12 protein-coding genes are annotated in these 13586 nt (G+C 65.2%); 3 read left to right on the forward strand and 9 right to left on the reverse strand.

The window, feature by feature from the left end; translation table 11 throughout:
- Positions 1–131: 131 nt before the first annotated feature.
- Positions 132–602: a YehS family protein gene (locus BM125_RS09615; RefSeq protein ID WP_092407360.1), complete on the reverse strand. Its 471-nt coding sequence runs from the start codon at positions 600–602 to the stop codon at positions 132–134.
- 55 nt (positions 603–657) lie between these two features.
- Positions 658–2178 (reverse strand): M20/M25/M40 family metallo-hydrolase, encoded by a 1521-nt coding sequence (locus tag BM125_RS09620; RefSeq protein ID WP_092407362.1) that lies wholly within the window; start codon positions 2176–2178, stop codon positions 658–660.
- Between the two features lie 172 nt (positions 2179–2350).
- Here BM125_RS09620 and BM125_RS09625 point away from each other — a divergent pair, with 172 nt between their 5' ends.
- Complete coding sequence (locus tag BM125_RS09625) at positions 2351–4090, forward strand: N-acyl-D-amino-acid deacylase family protein (RefSeq protein ID WP_092407364.1); 1740 nt, start codon at positions 2351–2353, stop codon at positions 4088–4090.
- A gap of 48 nt (positions 4091–4138) precedes the next feature.
- Here BM125_RS09625 and BM125_RS09630 read toward each other — a convergent pair whose 3' ends face one another.
- Both BM125_RS09630 and BM125_RS09635 read right to left on the reverse strand, forming a co-directional pair.
- The gene (locus BM125_RS09630; RefSeq protein WP_217647847.1) at positions 4139–5347 is read right to left on the reverse strand and encodes a cytochrome-c peroxidase; all 1209 of its coding nucleotides are present in this window, start codon (positions 5345–5347) and stop codon (positions 4139–4141) included.
- Between the two features lie 147 nt (positions 5348–5494).
- Positions 5495–6211, reverse strand: a complete 717-nt coding sequence (locus BM125_RS09635; protein WP_092407366.1) for a histidine phosphatase family protein — start codon at positions 6209–6211, stop codon at positions 5495–5497.
- A 298-nt stretch (positions 6212–6509) separates the two neighbouring features.
- Between BM125_RS09635 and BM125_RS09640 the strand changes: the two genes are divergently transcribed.
- Positions 6510–8486: a TonB-dependent receptor gene (locus BM125_RS09640; RefSeq protein WP_092407368.1), complete on the forward strand. Its 1977-nt coding sequence runs from the start codon at positions 6510–6512 to the stop codon at positions 8484–8486.
- A gap of 7 nt (positions 8487–8493) precedes the next feature.
- Here the strand turns inward: BM125_RS09640 and BM125_RS09645 are convergent, their stop codons facing one another.
- Both BM125_RS09645 and BM125_RS09650 read right to left on the reverse strand, forming a co-directional pair.
- A complete protein-coding gene (locus BM125_RS09645; protein WP_092407370.1) occupies positions 8494–9285 on the reverse strand; it encodes an SDR family NAD(P)-dependent oxidoreductase in 792 nt (263 codons plus the stop codon).
- An 8-nt stretch (positions 9286–9293) separates the two neighbouring features.
- The gene (locus BM125_RS09650) at positions 9294–9812 is read right to left on the reverse strand and encodes a DUF427 domain-containing protein (protein WP_092407372.1); all 519 of its coding nucleotides are present in this window, start codon (positions 9810–9812) and stop codon (positions 9294–9296) included.
- Between the two features lie 334 nt (positions 9813–10146).
- Here BM125_RS09650 and BM125_RS09655 point away from each other — a divergent pair, with 334 nt between their 5' ends.
- Positions 10147–11160: an NADP-dependent oxidoreductase gene (locus BM125_RS09655; RefSeq protein WP_092407374.1), complete on the forward strand. Its 1014-nt coding sequence runs from the start codon at positions 10147–10149 to the stop codon at positions 11158–11160.
- A gap of 21 nt (positions 11161–11181) precedes the next feature.
- Here BM125_RS09655 and BM125_RS09660 read toward each other — a convergent pair whose 3' ends face one another.
- The 3 genes from BM125_RS09660 to soxR form a co-directional block, all read right to left on the reverse strand.
- Positions 11182–11742: a ZIP family metal transporter gene (locus BM125_RS09660; protein WP_217647848.1), complete on the reverse strand. Its 561-nt coding sequence runs from the start codon at positions 11740–11742 to the stop codon at positions 11182–11184.
- A 208-nt stretch (positions 11743–11950) separates the two neighbouring features.
- Positions 11951–12835 (reverse strand): hypothetical protein, encoded by an 885-nt coding sequence (locus BM125_RS09665; RefSeq protein WP_092407378.1) that lies wholly within the window; start codon positions 12833–12835, stop codon positions 11951–11953.
- A 283-nt stretch (positions 12836–13118) separates the two neighbouring features.
- Positions 13119–13568: a redox-sensitive transcriptional activator SoxR gene (gene soxR / locus BM125_RS09670; RefSeq protein ID WP_092407379.1), complete on the reverse strand. Its 450-nt coding sequence runs from the start codon at positions 13566–13568 to the stop codon at positions 13119–13121.
- Positions 13569–13586 lie beyond the last annotated feature (18 nt).

The raw sequence follows: 13586 nt of genomic DNA on the forward strand, positions 1-13586 counted from the left end.
GGCGGCCCTGTCCTCCCCTGTGCGGCTCAGGGTAGCCCGTCGAGCCGATATGTCAAAGGCACGATCGCGGGCACTGAAATCCGCACCTGCGGCAAGCGCCGGCGAGCAGCGGTATGAGCGCCTCCTGGCAATCACGTTCCGCGCAGGCGAACGGTCAGGCCCTTGAGGAAATTGCGCAGGATCTGGTCGCCGCAAGCGCGGAAATGCTTGTGCCCGGGCTGCCGGAACAATGCGGACAGCTCCGGCTTCGAGAGCGGGAACCCGGCCTGTTCGAAAATCTCGTGCATGTCGACATCCTTGAGTGCGAAGGCCACGCGCAATTTCTTCAGCACGACATTGTTGGTCACGCGCCGGGCCAGGGGTCGTGGCGGCAGGCTTTCATCGCGGCCGCGAAAATGCACGACGAGGCCATCGAGGAATTGGGCCATGGTCCGGTCGTTGCAACCAAAGTAGCCTTCCTCGTCTTCCTTCTTGAGCATGGCCTGGACATCGGCCTTGCCGATGTCCGTGTCCGGGTCCGACAGGGCGATGATCTCGGCGACCCTGGCGTCGCCGAGATCGAGCATGTAGCGGATGCTGCGCAGCACGTCGTTGTGGGTCAACGTGGAATCCTGGTGGGTGAATCGAAGCCTCGGAGGAATACGTCGGCGCGCAAGTCTATTTGGCCAGCTCGTAGAGATAGTCGACGAAGGACATGACCGCGCCATCGTATCCGCGCACGGAGGGGTTCGAGGATTCGATCACGTAGTACTCATCCGGCGCGTGCGCACCGCTGCCGTGGCCGAGTCCGAAGTGACCCGAGGCCAGACTCAACGGCGGATCGGTGAAGACGAAGCCCGGGTAGGAACCTGCGTTCCGCGGCCACAGCGTCGGCTTCAGGCCGACCTGCCGCAGAAGGTCCATCTGCGCTTCGATGAGGCGCGCGTCCGAACGCGTGCTGGTCGGGTCGTAGCCGCCACTGACATTGACTTCGATATCGGCATAGCCGCGCTTGGCAAGATGCGCCTTCAGCGCGGCGACCGCGTCATCCATCTTCATGCCCGGCACCAGGCGCATGTCGAGTTTGGCCACGGCGCGGTGTGGCAGGACGGTCTTGCCGCCCGGGCCGGTGTAGCCACCGACCAGGCCCTCGATGTTGACGGTGGGCTGCGAGACGAGGCGCTCGTAGGCAGCCTGCAGAGGCAGGTCGTCGATCCAGTGCGACACACCGAGCTGCTGCTTCAGCTTCTCCTCGTTGCGCGTCGCTATCGACGCCGCGATCATCGCCTTGTGTTCGGCACTGATCGGCGGCGCGACCGGATAGTTGTCGATGGTGATCGTGTTGCCGTCATCGGAGACCAGCGTGTCGAGGGCCTTGACCAGGCGCCAGGCCGGGCTGTCGACCATGGCCTTGAGCGAGGAGTGGATGTCCTTGGCCGGGCCGCGTCCCCACTTCTCGCCGCTGGCGACGAGTTCGAGTTCGACGACGCCCTTGGCGCCGAGACTGACCGTGACATTGCCATCGAGATCCTGCGAGGCCGAGGGCATGAACACACCGATGGTCTTGCCCAGCGCCGCCTCGACCTCGGGCCGGTGCACGAGCTGGCCGATGTGCGGCGATCCGATCTCTTCCTCGCCTTCGGCAACGAGGACCAGGTTCACCGGCATCTTCTTTCCGGCGCCACAAATCGCGTGCAAGGCGGCCAGGAATGCCGACTCGGGGCCCTTCTGGTTGACCGCGCCGCGGCCCATGATGACCTTGCCGACACCGGGCTTGTCGACGATGCGAGCCTCGAGTGGCGGCGAACTCCATTCGGACGGATCGAACTGCTTGACGTCGTACATGAAGTAAAGCCCGACGGTCTTCTTCGCACCCGCATCGAGGGTGGCGAACACGCCGGGCTTGCCGTCGGTTTCGAGGATTTCGACCTTCTGGAAGCCGGCATCACGCGCCAGCTTCGCCATGTATTCGACACCTTCGCGTGAGTTGCGGTCTTCGGCGGCAATCGACGGCAGTGCAATCCAGTCCTGCAGGCGCTTGACCGACGCATCATGCTGCTTCGTGACTTCGCGCTTGATCGCGGCCTGGTCGGCGCTGCGCGCGTGCGAGAGTCCCGTCCCTGCGGCGAGAACAGCGGTGGCGACGACGAAAGCCAGCCGACGAACGTCAGATCGGCGATGGAACCGGAACGACTTCATGGGGCACCTCTCTTGCTGTTCAGGGCGAGGCACAGACGATACCATCACAACGCGTGGCCGGTGGTTGCTCCGACCGCGCCGCCTCCTCCACCCATCCTCGGGCGAACCGGGGTGGCGCCGTCGATCAACCTTCGGTGCCACACGCACTACGCCATGCCACCGGGAGCCCGCCATGCCTCGTCATGATCCGCTGCCGTTACTGTTCGCAACCCTTCTCTCGCTGACCGCCTGCTCGGTGAGCCGACCCGATGCGCAGCCTTCGCATCATGACCTGCTGATACGCAACGGCGTCGTCTACGATGGCAGTGGCGGCGCTCCACGCCGACTCGACGTTGCCGTGGACGAGGGCCGCATCACCGCCCTGCTGCCGCCGGATTCGTCGGGCGCAGCCGACAAGGTCATCGATGCCAGGGGGCATGCGGTGGCCCCGGGCTTCATCAATGTCCTCAGCTGGGCACCCGAATCGCTGATCGCCGACGGCCGCGGAATGAGCGATCTGCGCCAGGGCGTTACCCTCGAGATTTTCGGCGAGGGCTGGTCGATGGGGCCGCTGAATGCCGCGATGAAGGCCGACGCGCTCAAGCAGCAGGGCGATATCCGCTACGAGATCGAGTGGTCCACGCTCGGCGAATATCTCGACTACCTGGTCGCTCGCGGCATCACCCCGAACGTGGCCTCGTTCATCGGCGCGACCACGGTGCGCATCCACGAACTCGGCGAAGGCAACGTCAAGCCTGATGCGGGCCAACTCTCGCGAATGCAGGACCTCGTCCGGGAAGGCATGGCCGAAGGCGCGCTCGGCGTCGGTGCCTCGCTGATCTATCCGCCGGCCTTTTTTGCCGACAGCGACGAACTGATTGCACTGGCCAGGGCAGCCGCCGAGTCCGGTGGCGGCTATGTGGCGCACATGCGCAGCGAGGCCGACCGCCTGCCGCAGGCGCTCGAGGAAACCATTGCGATCGGCCGCGCGACCGGCGCGCATGTCGAGGCCTATCATCTGAAGGCTGCCGGTGAGCGCAACTGGCCGAAGATGGCGCAGGCGATCGACCGCATCAACGCGGCGCGCGCCGAGGGTATCGACATCGCCGCCAATATGTACGCCTACACCGCAGGCGCGACCGGATTGACCGTGGCCCTGCCGCCCTGGGTCCAGGCCGGTGGCCACGACGCCATGATTGCGCGCCTGAAGGATCCGACGATCCGCGCCCGCGTGATCACCGAAATGAAAACCGACAGCGATGCCTGGGAAAACCTGCGCCTGCTCGCCGGTGACGATTCGCGCGTCCTCTTCATCGGATTCAGGAACGAAGCCCTGAAGCCGCTGACCGGCAAGACCCTGGCCGAGGTAGTGCACATGCGTGGCACCTCGCCCGAGGACACGATCCTCGACCTGATCATCGAGGACGACTCCCGGGTCGACACCGCGTTTTTCCTGATGAGCGAAGACAATGTCGAACGTGGACTCGCCCAACTCTGGGTCAGCCTGGGCTCCGACGCCGAATCGTCGGCACCGGAGGGCGTTTTCCTGAAATCGAGCACGCATCCGCGCGCCTACGGGAATGTCGCACGCTTTCTCGGCCACTACGTACGCGCTCGCAAGCTCATGAGCCTGCAGGAAGCTGTTCACCGCCTGACCGCGCTACCGGCGAAAAACTGGAAGCTGCGTGATCGCGGTTGCCTGGCGCCGGGCTGCCATGCCGACGTCGTGATCTTCGATCCGGCTACAGTTGCAGCCCAATCCAGCTATGCCACGCCGATGCACTACGCCACCGGCGTCAGCGACGTGTTCGTCAATGGCGTCCAGGTGCTGCGCGATGGTGAACACACCGGTGCGATGCCGGGTCAGGTCGTGCGCGGTCCCGGCTGGCGCGGCTGGAAAGGCGCGGTGTCGATGCAACCAGGGTCGCCCTGACCGATCCCAATTCGCGAAACGTGCAGTCAGGCCACTCGGCTCGACGCATCATTCGAAGCCATCGACGAAGATGCATTCGGTAGCACCGCCGCAGCCGGCATGCGGAAACGGATCCGAGTAGCGCGGGTCGGTCAGGAATGCACTGTCGGTCAGGGTATTCATGAAGGCCACCAGCGCCTGCTTCTGGGCCGCGCTCAGGTTGAGGCGGATCGGATTGCCGTTGGGCAGGCGCAGTCGGTTGTCCAGGTTGGGATGCGGCTGCACGCCCGAGTTGTAGTGTTCGACGACCTCGGCCAGCGTAGCGAAACGACCGTCATGCATGTACGGCGCGCGCACGCCGACGTTGCGCAGCGAGGGCACCTTGAACGCGCCGAGGAAGTTTGGTGTGCCGAAGGTCTCGAAGGCCCCCTGGTCGACAGTCGTATCGGTATCGAGTCCATTGTTGATCGGGCCGTTCTGGTCATTGACGAAGGCTTCGGTGGCATGACAGCCGCCACAACCCGCACCGCCGTTCTGCGGCGGCATCAGGAACAGGGTCTTGCCCTGGTTCTCCTGCGCGGTGAAATTGGGAAACGGCTGGTTGAAGTTGGCGACCATCGCCCTGCCCTGGTCGTAACGGCTGCTGACCGATACCAGGCTCCGCACGAACTGGGCCAGCGCCATGCCGATGCGGTCGGCGGTGATCGCCGGGTCGCCGAAGGCGGCGGCAAAGAGTTCGGGGTAGTAGCTCTTCTGTGCCAGTCGTGTCTCGAGTTCGGGCAGGGTCATGCCCATCTCGACCGGGTCCTGGATCGGCGTCAGCGCCTGGACCTCGAAGGTCTGTGCGCGCTCGTCCCAGAACGCGCGGCCGCGCTGGTAGAAGCGCGCTTCGCTCAGGCCCATCGAATGGCGGCGCGTGTTTCCGCCGGCAAAGCCGACGCTGAGCGTCCGCGCATCGGAGAATCCGCGCGCCTGCTCGTGGCAGGAGCCGCAGGCCACCGTGCTGTTGGCACTCAGGTCCTTGTCGTAGAACAGTACGCGCCCGAGCGTCGCACCGTCGCTGGTGGTGGGATTGGTCGCGGGCGTGTTGTCGTGGTCGATGACCGCGATCTGGGTCGGCGATCCCGGCACCGCCGGAATGAAGAAATAGGCCGGCAGGTCGACGAAGTAGTCGTACGGCGGCGATGGCAGGATCGGATCGCCCTGGTCGGCGGTGGCCGCGCTTGCGACCAGACAACCGAACAGCACTGTTGCAACAAGACCGGTCAGCGACGACATGGCTTCTCCCCGTTTGCGAACCTGCCGTGCATGCTAGGCGCGGCCCGTGCAGGCATTGCACAGGAACTGTGGAGAATTCATGGAAGGCGCTGCCGGGCCTGCCAAGCGCGGGTCCCGGCAGCCGGCAGGACGACGCTGCGCCGGCGCCTATTTCTGCACGGCAAGCGGCAGCGGCGCTATGGCCAGACTGCGCTCGGCATCCCCGGTTGCGCCGGTCAGCATGTTCGGCGGCAGGTGCCCCACGTCGCCGACCGCAACGACCTTGTAGCGCCCGTCGGCCTCGACCCGTATCCGGGTCATGCTGGCATGCCCGATCGACATCTCTAGCCAGGCTGCCGTATCGACGCCGAGGGCGCGGGTGACCAGATAGCGGATCACGTTGCCATGGCAGACCAGCATCTCGGTACGCTCGCTGCCGGCCGCCGGCTTGAACATCATCTCGAACAGGCGGTCCAGTTGCGCCTTGCAGGCAGCCAGGTCCTCGGGCTTCTCGTCTTTCACGATTTCACTGCGACGGGTCGGCGGCGTGCACTCGGCGAGATCGTCGACGACCGTGAATTCGCGCCCCGGAAAATCCGCCGCGATCGTCGCTGCGGTATCGCGGGCACGCTGCAGGGGACTCACGTACAGGGCGTCGAACGGCACCGGCCAGCCAGCCAGGCGAGCCCCGACCAGATGGGCCTGGGCGACGCCGAGCGGCGACAGTCCGGGTCCAAGGGCGGGATCCGCGGCAGGATCCGGCGCGTAGTGACCATGCCGGACCAGAACCAGGTTGCGTGCCGCCGTTGCCGGCTTCGCGGACTCTGCCGCCGCGACCGCAGGGACAAGCAACGCAATCAGGAAGACCCAAAGCAATCGTTTCATGGCCGGAGTATCGCCCAGTTAGCACGGCCCACGCCATTGCCTCCGCAAAATGGCAGCGCAAGCCATTCGACTGATTCCTCCAGTTGCGCAGGCCGGGTCATGATCGAGCGCCCCATTCGAGCGATTTCCGTCGGCCGCCGTCGATTTGCCTCACTCCTGGCCGAGTGGTTCCGAGCGCTTCCGGCAGCGCCCTTACCATCCTGCAGGCGGAGTGCATATCCACCCCTCGACCGGTTTGCCGGCCTACCCGTGTGACTAGACTGCGGGTCGGACCGTCCGATCTACCCCGGGAGAACCCATGTCGCGAGTCATTCAGCGCAGCGCCTTTGCCGTTGCCATCAACGTTGCGGCCTTTGCCACACCGTTCGCTTTGGCCGAAGAGGTGGTCGGAGAAGCGGAGAGCGAGCCTGTCCGCCGCAGCGACAAGGCAACCGCCAACGCCACCGCGGTCGGCAAGGATGCCCTCGTTGCCGACGCACCCTGGACCACCGAAGCGATTCGGGTCAGCGCCCGCGGAACCGCCAATGATTGGCCATCCGCGCTGGCCACGGAGCTCATCGACGCCGACGAGGCCATCGCAGCGCCGAACGACTTTCAGGATCTGGTCACCCGCGTTCCGGGTGTCGGTGCGACCGGACAGAATGGAATCTTCGAGACCTTTTCGATCCGCGGCAGCGGTGCCAACGGCATCCTGATCCAGGTCGGCGGCATGCCGATCACGGCTCAGCGCCGCGCCGGTATTCCCGTCTCATTCGTGGAGCCCACCCTGCTTGGCGACATCAACGTCACGCGTGGTCCGGCCGTCGTGCATTTCGGCCCGGGTGCCCTCGGCGGCGCGATATCGATCGAACCGCGCTGGTTCGACACGAGCTTCGTGCAGGGCGGCTATGCGACCTCCGGTGACGAGACCGCATTGACCGCGGCTACTGGATCGGCCAACTACTCGGTCGCCGTGGCCCGCCACCAGGCCGGCGACAGCGAGGCGGCCGACGGCACCCCGCTCAACACCAGCTATCAGCGCGAAAGTGCCTCGCTGCAGTACCGCACCGGCTTCGGCGACTTCGACATCGATGCCCTCCTGATGCCGTCGCGCACCGAGAACATCGGCAAGTCCAATTCACGTTTCCCGTCACGCGACACGACCTATCCAGAAGACAGTCATACCCTGGGCCGGCTGCGCCTGCGTCATGCAAGCGGCTTCGAGGCGACCGTGCATGCGCATGATCAATACCTCGGCACCTGGAACCGGAGATCCGGTTCGCCGGACACCTTTGCCGGCGTCAGCAGCACCGATGCCGGCGCGACCGCCCAGCAGACCTTCGTTCTGGGCGACTTCACCAACAACGTCGGTGTCGAATATCTCGGTCGTCGCGATGTCGATGGCTACAGTGCATCAGGCAACGTACTCGATCGCACGTACAGCCTGAAGAACGGCAAGGAAGACGCGTGGTCGCTGTTTGCCTTGTCGGACTGGCAGGTCGCCCCGGCGCTCGCAATCGAATTCGGCGCACGCACGACCTCGATCGACCAGGAGCAGGCCGGTGCCGACTCGAGCGATTCCGCCACGGCGCTGACCGCCGGCGCGATCTGGTCGCCGAACGCGTGGAGCCGCTGGACCCTCAACCTGTCATCGGGCTACCGCTTCGCCACGCTCGAAGAGCGCTATTTCACCGGCGTCACCGCGCAGGGCGAGATCGTCGGTAATCCGGACCTCGGCGCCGAACATTCGCGGGGCATCGACATCGGCTATTCCGCCCACGCGGGTAACTGGGGTGGTGAGATCCATGTCTGGCGCAACCACGTCAAGGACCTGATCCAGCTCGTCGACATCAGCGGCGACATCAATGGCTTCACCAATGTCGGCAAGGCAAAGCTGCACGGTGGCGAAGCCATCCTCGGCTGGACACCGACCAATGCGCTGAGCCTGCGCGGCAGCGTCGCCGTGGTCCGCGGCACGGACGACACAGGTCGGCCGCTCTACGGCATTCCGCCGGTCACGGCCGAGTTCGAGGCCCGCTACCAGGGCCTGAACTTCGACTTAGGCGCTCGCTACAGCCACCGCTGGAGCGTGACCCGGCCAGGCTTCGAGGAACTCGAGCGCGATGCCGTCGACGTGGTCGATGCCGACTTCCGCTATCGATTCAATCCCTCGTTCAACCTGCAGTTCTACGTGCGCAACGCCCTCGACAAGCGCTACTACGCAACCGCCGACGAGCTGTCGACATTCGCACCGGAGCGCTCGATCGGCATCAACGCACGCTGGACCCTGCACTAGGCAGCATCTACCAGGGCACCTCGGAGCCGTCCCAGGCCAAGAAGCGCCCGCTCTGCACCGGCGTGCAACGGGCGATGATGTCGAGCAGCTGGCGCGCCGCGCGCTCCGCGGCGAACAGCTTTTCCCGCGGAACCCGCGCCTGGTACGGCGCGGATAGTGGGGTGTCCACGGTACCGGGATGCAGCAGCACGCAGCAGCTGCGTCGATTGCGCCGCGCCATCTCGATCGAAAGGGTCTTCAGCAACTGGTTTTGCGCCGCCTTCGAGGCGCGATAGGCGTACCACCCGCCACTTCGGTTGTCGCCGATCGAGCCGACCCGAGCCGACAGCGAGGCGAACACCGCCGGTGCGCCGTGCCCGAGCAGCGGCAGCAGCGCCTGCGCCAGCAGGATCGGCGCGAAGGCATTGATTGCGAACACGCGCTGCAGTGACGCCAGGCTGACCTGTTCAAGCACCTTTTCGGGGCTCAAGCCGTGCGCGTGCAGGACTCCGGCGGTATTGACGACCAGATGCAGGCGATCGATCCGCCTGGCCAGGGCATCGCTCAATAGGGCCAGGTCGCCCTCCACCGTCAGATCGGCGTCGACCACCATCAGGCGTCCGGGATCGGCCGCTTGCAGGGCCTGCAAGGTGCCATTGCGGGTCGCCGACCTCGACACCGCGGCCACGAATCCAACCTGCGCGTTGTCCAGCAGCTGGCGCATCATGGCAAGACCGATGCCGCTGCTGGCGCCGGTCACGAGGACATGGGCCGGTCCCTCGAGCCCGGCAACCGGCCCGGGCTGATCGGCAGCAACCATGCCCGCGCTCACCACGAAGTCGTTCCCGGCTCGCCCTTGACCGGGCCGGCAATGTCAGCGGTCATCCAGCCACCGTAGAAGCCGCCCGGTTGGGGCCGCACGCGCTCTCCTGCGACCTCGCAATGCAGGAGCGCGGGGTAAAAGGAAAACCAGCCGGCGATGGCGGCGAACGCAGGGCCCGGATCCGGATAGCTCCAGGCGACGCCGCGCAGCAGCGACGCCCCCGGGACGGCAACAGACCAATAGCATGCTCGCCCCTTCCACTCGCAGTACGAACTCCCCGCTTCAGCAATCAGCGCTGCCGAATCCACCTCATCGGGTGGCAGGTAGAAGGTCGGGGGACTCGCTGTCTCGACAACGCGAAGCGTGCGCGTCGAATCGGCGATGACACGCCGTCCCGCTCTCACCACGACCCGACGCGAATCCGCGAGCAGTGCCGGCGGCCGTGGAAAGTCCCAGACCGAAGTCTGGCCCGGCCCTGGAACATGGGCAAACGGAGGTCTCGTCTGGCCGGTGTATTTCCACATGTTTGTTGCCTGCTCCCGCCGCACTGGCACTGGCAGGGTAACGCGCATTCGTTCGCGGCGTCACCGGTATCCCGCCGCTGGCCGCGAGCACGGCAGCATCGAACGCCGGATGCACGCGGCGGCACCGGGTCGAGCTACCCGATCGACCCCACTTGATCCTTCGCTGCGCTGCGTCCGGTGCCGCACGAACGACCCGGGCCCGTGATCATGCCAGGCGCTGCGGGATCAATCCGCTTCTCGCGACACGGCGAGGTGTTTCCCGCTATTGTGAGGTTCTGATCCCCGGTCAACGGAACCGGGCTCCTGCCCTCGACCCAAATTCAAGGAGATTCCCATGAGTCCCACCGTCAATCGCCAGTTCAAGCTTGCCCGGCGGCCCGTCGGCATGGTCAAGCGCAGCGATTTCGATTTCGTCGAGGCACCCGTGCGCGACCCCGAGGACGGAGAATTCCTCGTCAAGACCCTCTACCTGTCGCTCGACCCGGCCATGCGCGGCTGGATGAACGAGGGCAAGTCCTACATTCCTCCGGTCGGACTCGGCGAGGTCATGCGTGCTGGTGCGGCGGGCGTCATCGTCGCCTCGAAGCATCCCTCATTCGCGGTTGGCGATCATGTCGTCGGCGCGCTCGGCGTGCAGGAATATGCGATTTCGAACGGCAAGGGCCTGAGCAAGGTCGATCCGACAGTGGCGCCGTTGCCGGTCTACCTCGGCACGCTCGGCATGCCCGGCATGACCGCTTATTTCGGCATCCTTGAAGTCGGCGAACTGAAGGACGGCGAGACCGTGGTCGTTTCCGGGGCCGCCGGGGCAGTAGGCCAGGTGGTCGGCCAGATTGCGAAGATCAAGGGTTGCCATGTGGTCGGCATTGCCGGCGGTGCCGACAAATGTCGCTACATCACCGAAGAACTTGGATTCGATGCGGCCATCGACTACAAGTCCGAGGACGTCAAGGAAGCCCTCAAGCAGCATTGTCCGAAGGGCATCGACGTCTATTTCGACAACGTCGGCGGCGACATCCTCGATGCGGCGCTATCGCGCCTCGCCATGCACGCGCGCATCGTCATCTGTGGCGCGATTTCGCAGTACAACAACACCGAGCCGGTCAAGGGCCCGAGCAATTATCTGTCCCTGCTCGTCAACCGCGCCTCGATGAAGGGCATGGTCGTATTCGACTTCGCGGCACGCTACGGAGAAGCGGTCCGGGAAATGGCCGGCTGGATGAAGCAGGGCAAGCTCAAGAGCCGCGAAGACATAGCCGAAGGCATCGAGAACTTTCCGGAGACCCTGCTCAAGCTGTTCAAGGGCGAGAACACCGGCAAGCTCGTGCTCAAGGTCGCCGACGCCTGAGCGGCACATCGACCCCCATCGTCAACTGCCCAGGCTGTTCAACAGGAAGGCCAGAACAACACCGATGGCCGCGGCAACACCGGCAAAATAGTCGTCTTCCTTGAAGGCAAGCGGAAACACTTCGGTCGCCAGTGATCCAACCACCGCGCCTCCGGCGAAACAGCGGATATAGGCGAGAACGTCGTCGGAAACCCCGCGCAGAGCGAGGTTGCCGACGATCGCCGCGATCGACAGCAATAGGGCGGTCGCAGTCCAGAGCAGGAATACCTGACCCTTTGAACGCTTGTTGCTGATCATCTGGCGCGCGCCACCTGCGGCCTCGGGAAGGTTGCTGAGCAGGATCGAACCCGACAACGCCGCGACCGACATTGGATCGGCGCCGATCAGGGCGACACCAAGCGCAAGATTTTCCGGGATGCCGTCTATGGTTATCGCGGCGAGCAGTCCGCCGCCGCTGTCGCCCGTGAAGCGCTCCTTGACCAACCAGTCGAGCAGCGAGAACACAGCGGCGCCCGCCAGCACGACGCCCAGCGCCAGCACCAGCGAGGCCTTGCGCGTCGCCGGTTCGATCAGCTCGAGCACGGTCGAGACGAGCAACGATCCTCCCGCCATTGCCACCAGGAATCCTTCGGTGCGAGGTCCGAGCTTCCCGTAGACACCCCAGGCCGCGCCGAGAATCAACGCCATCGACACGACCACGATCACCACGAAGGTCATCATGTTTCGTCATCCGCAGTTACGTCGCCACAAAGCATGCCTGTGACGATCTGAACGGCTCGACAAACGCGGGCTACCGCTCTCTGCCGTCGCTGGCCGTGGCCGAGCCCCATGCGGCCATGTCGACCGTGGCAACGCCGCCGCCTCCGGGCCTGAATGCGCCGCTCGTCAGGACCCAGTCGCTGGTGGGTCGCTTCTCGGAGTCCCGGCAATTGCGCTGGTACTCGCCGTCGGCGGAAACATGGACGCCGGCAATTCCCACGACGCGGAATTCCTGGTAGATGCCGGTGGGAAACTTGACCTGGAATTCGATTCCCTCGGCCAGGCGCTCGCCGGCCGGTACGTCGAAGTGGACGCGGAACCGGCACCGAGGGCCTGTGCCGCCATCCGAGTCCATGACATCTTCGATCGAGATGGGCTGGACCTCCAGCGCAGTCGATCGCACGTAGTCCAGGACCTCCCGTGGCAACCCGGGCAGGCCCGGTGCCGGCCTTTCCTCGTCACCTTCGGCCATCAGGAAAAGACCCTGGCGCTCCGCGGCCGGCTCCCAGCCATGATGCATCGCGTTGACGAACGCGATCATTTCCTTGTCGGCCAGAAGATAGCGACGCTCTCCCCAGCGCACGAGCCTTACTCGCGAAGGAAAGTTCTCCGTGGGGTTCCAGCTTCCCCGTGTGTTGGGTCGATTGAAATGAAAGGCCAGCGTCCCGTCCGCCCCCTCTTCGACATCACCCTCGTTGGAGGCATACAGTCCCAGGCAGCCAAACCAGGTCGCGGCTATACCGGCCCCCGGCGCGAGACTGAGGGTGACGTTGACGCCAAGGCCGTCGCCACCGTAGTACTCTCCGGCCCACTCCGCCGCCGGTGTCGACTGCAGGACCTCGCGAATCCGCGCACGGCGGCGAACAACCGGCGCTGGCACGCCATCGTTCAACGATTCCAGCACGCGATCGCTCATCGGCCCCTCGCTTGAGACAGGGGGGCTCGTGGACGCCCGAACCGATGCCCAGGTCCCTGCCACTGCCATGGCCAGCAACGAGACGCTTGTCGCGGCGATGCGCCGGATACTCATCGAAGGCTTGACCGCATGCATCTTCGCACCATCCCGGTTTCGACACGTGTGATCGTCGGCAAGAATACTGTGCTTCTCCGATCCGGCGCGCGCCTGAATTTTTTCGGCCGACAGGGATCCGGCCGAGGTTACTGACCAGGGCCAATTCGGCTTGCCCGGCGGTTCTCCATCAGGGACCGCGTCCAAGCAGTCGGCGCGGCCCGGGCCCCCCGCTACCAAGATCGTCACCCGGGTTGTACAGCTTGCAGGCGCGAAGCGAGAGACAGCCGCAGCCGATGCACCCATCGAGTTTGTCGCGCAGCGCCTGCAGGTTGGCGATGCGTAGGTCGAGCGAGGTGCGCCAGCGCGAAGACAGTCGTGTCCAGTCGGCCTTGGTCGGCGTGCGCTGCTCGGGGAGTTCGGCGAGCGCCTCGGCGATCTCGGCCAGGCTGATTCCAAGCGCCTGCGCAGTTCGGATGAAGGCAACGCGGCGAAGCGCATCACGTCGATAGCGGCGCTGGTTGCCGGCGCTGCGCTCGGACGAAAGAAGGCTGCGCGCTTCGTAGAAGTGCAATGTCGATACGGCCACGCCGCTGCGACGTGCGACTTCACCGACGCTGAGCCAGGCCACCTTCGACATCGCTTGACCTCAAGTAGA

The sequence above is a fragment of the Dokdonella immobilis genome, from assembly GCF_900115085.1.
In the GTDB taxonomy this organism is placed as follows: Bacteria; Pseudomonadota; Gammaproteobacteria; order Xanthomonadales; family Rhodanobacteraceae; genus Dokdonella; species Dokdonella immobilis.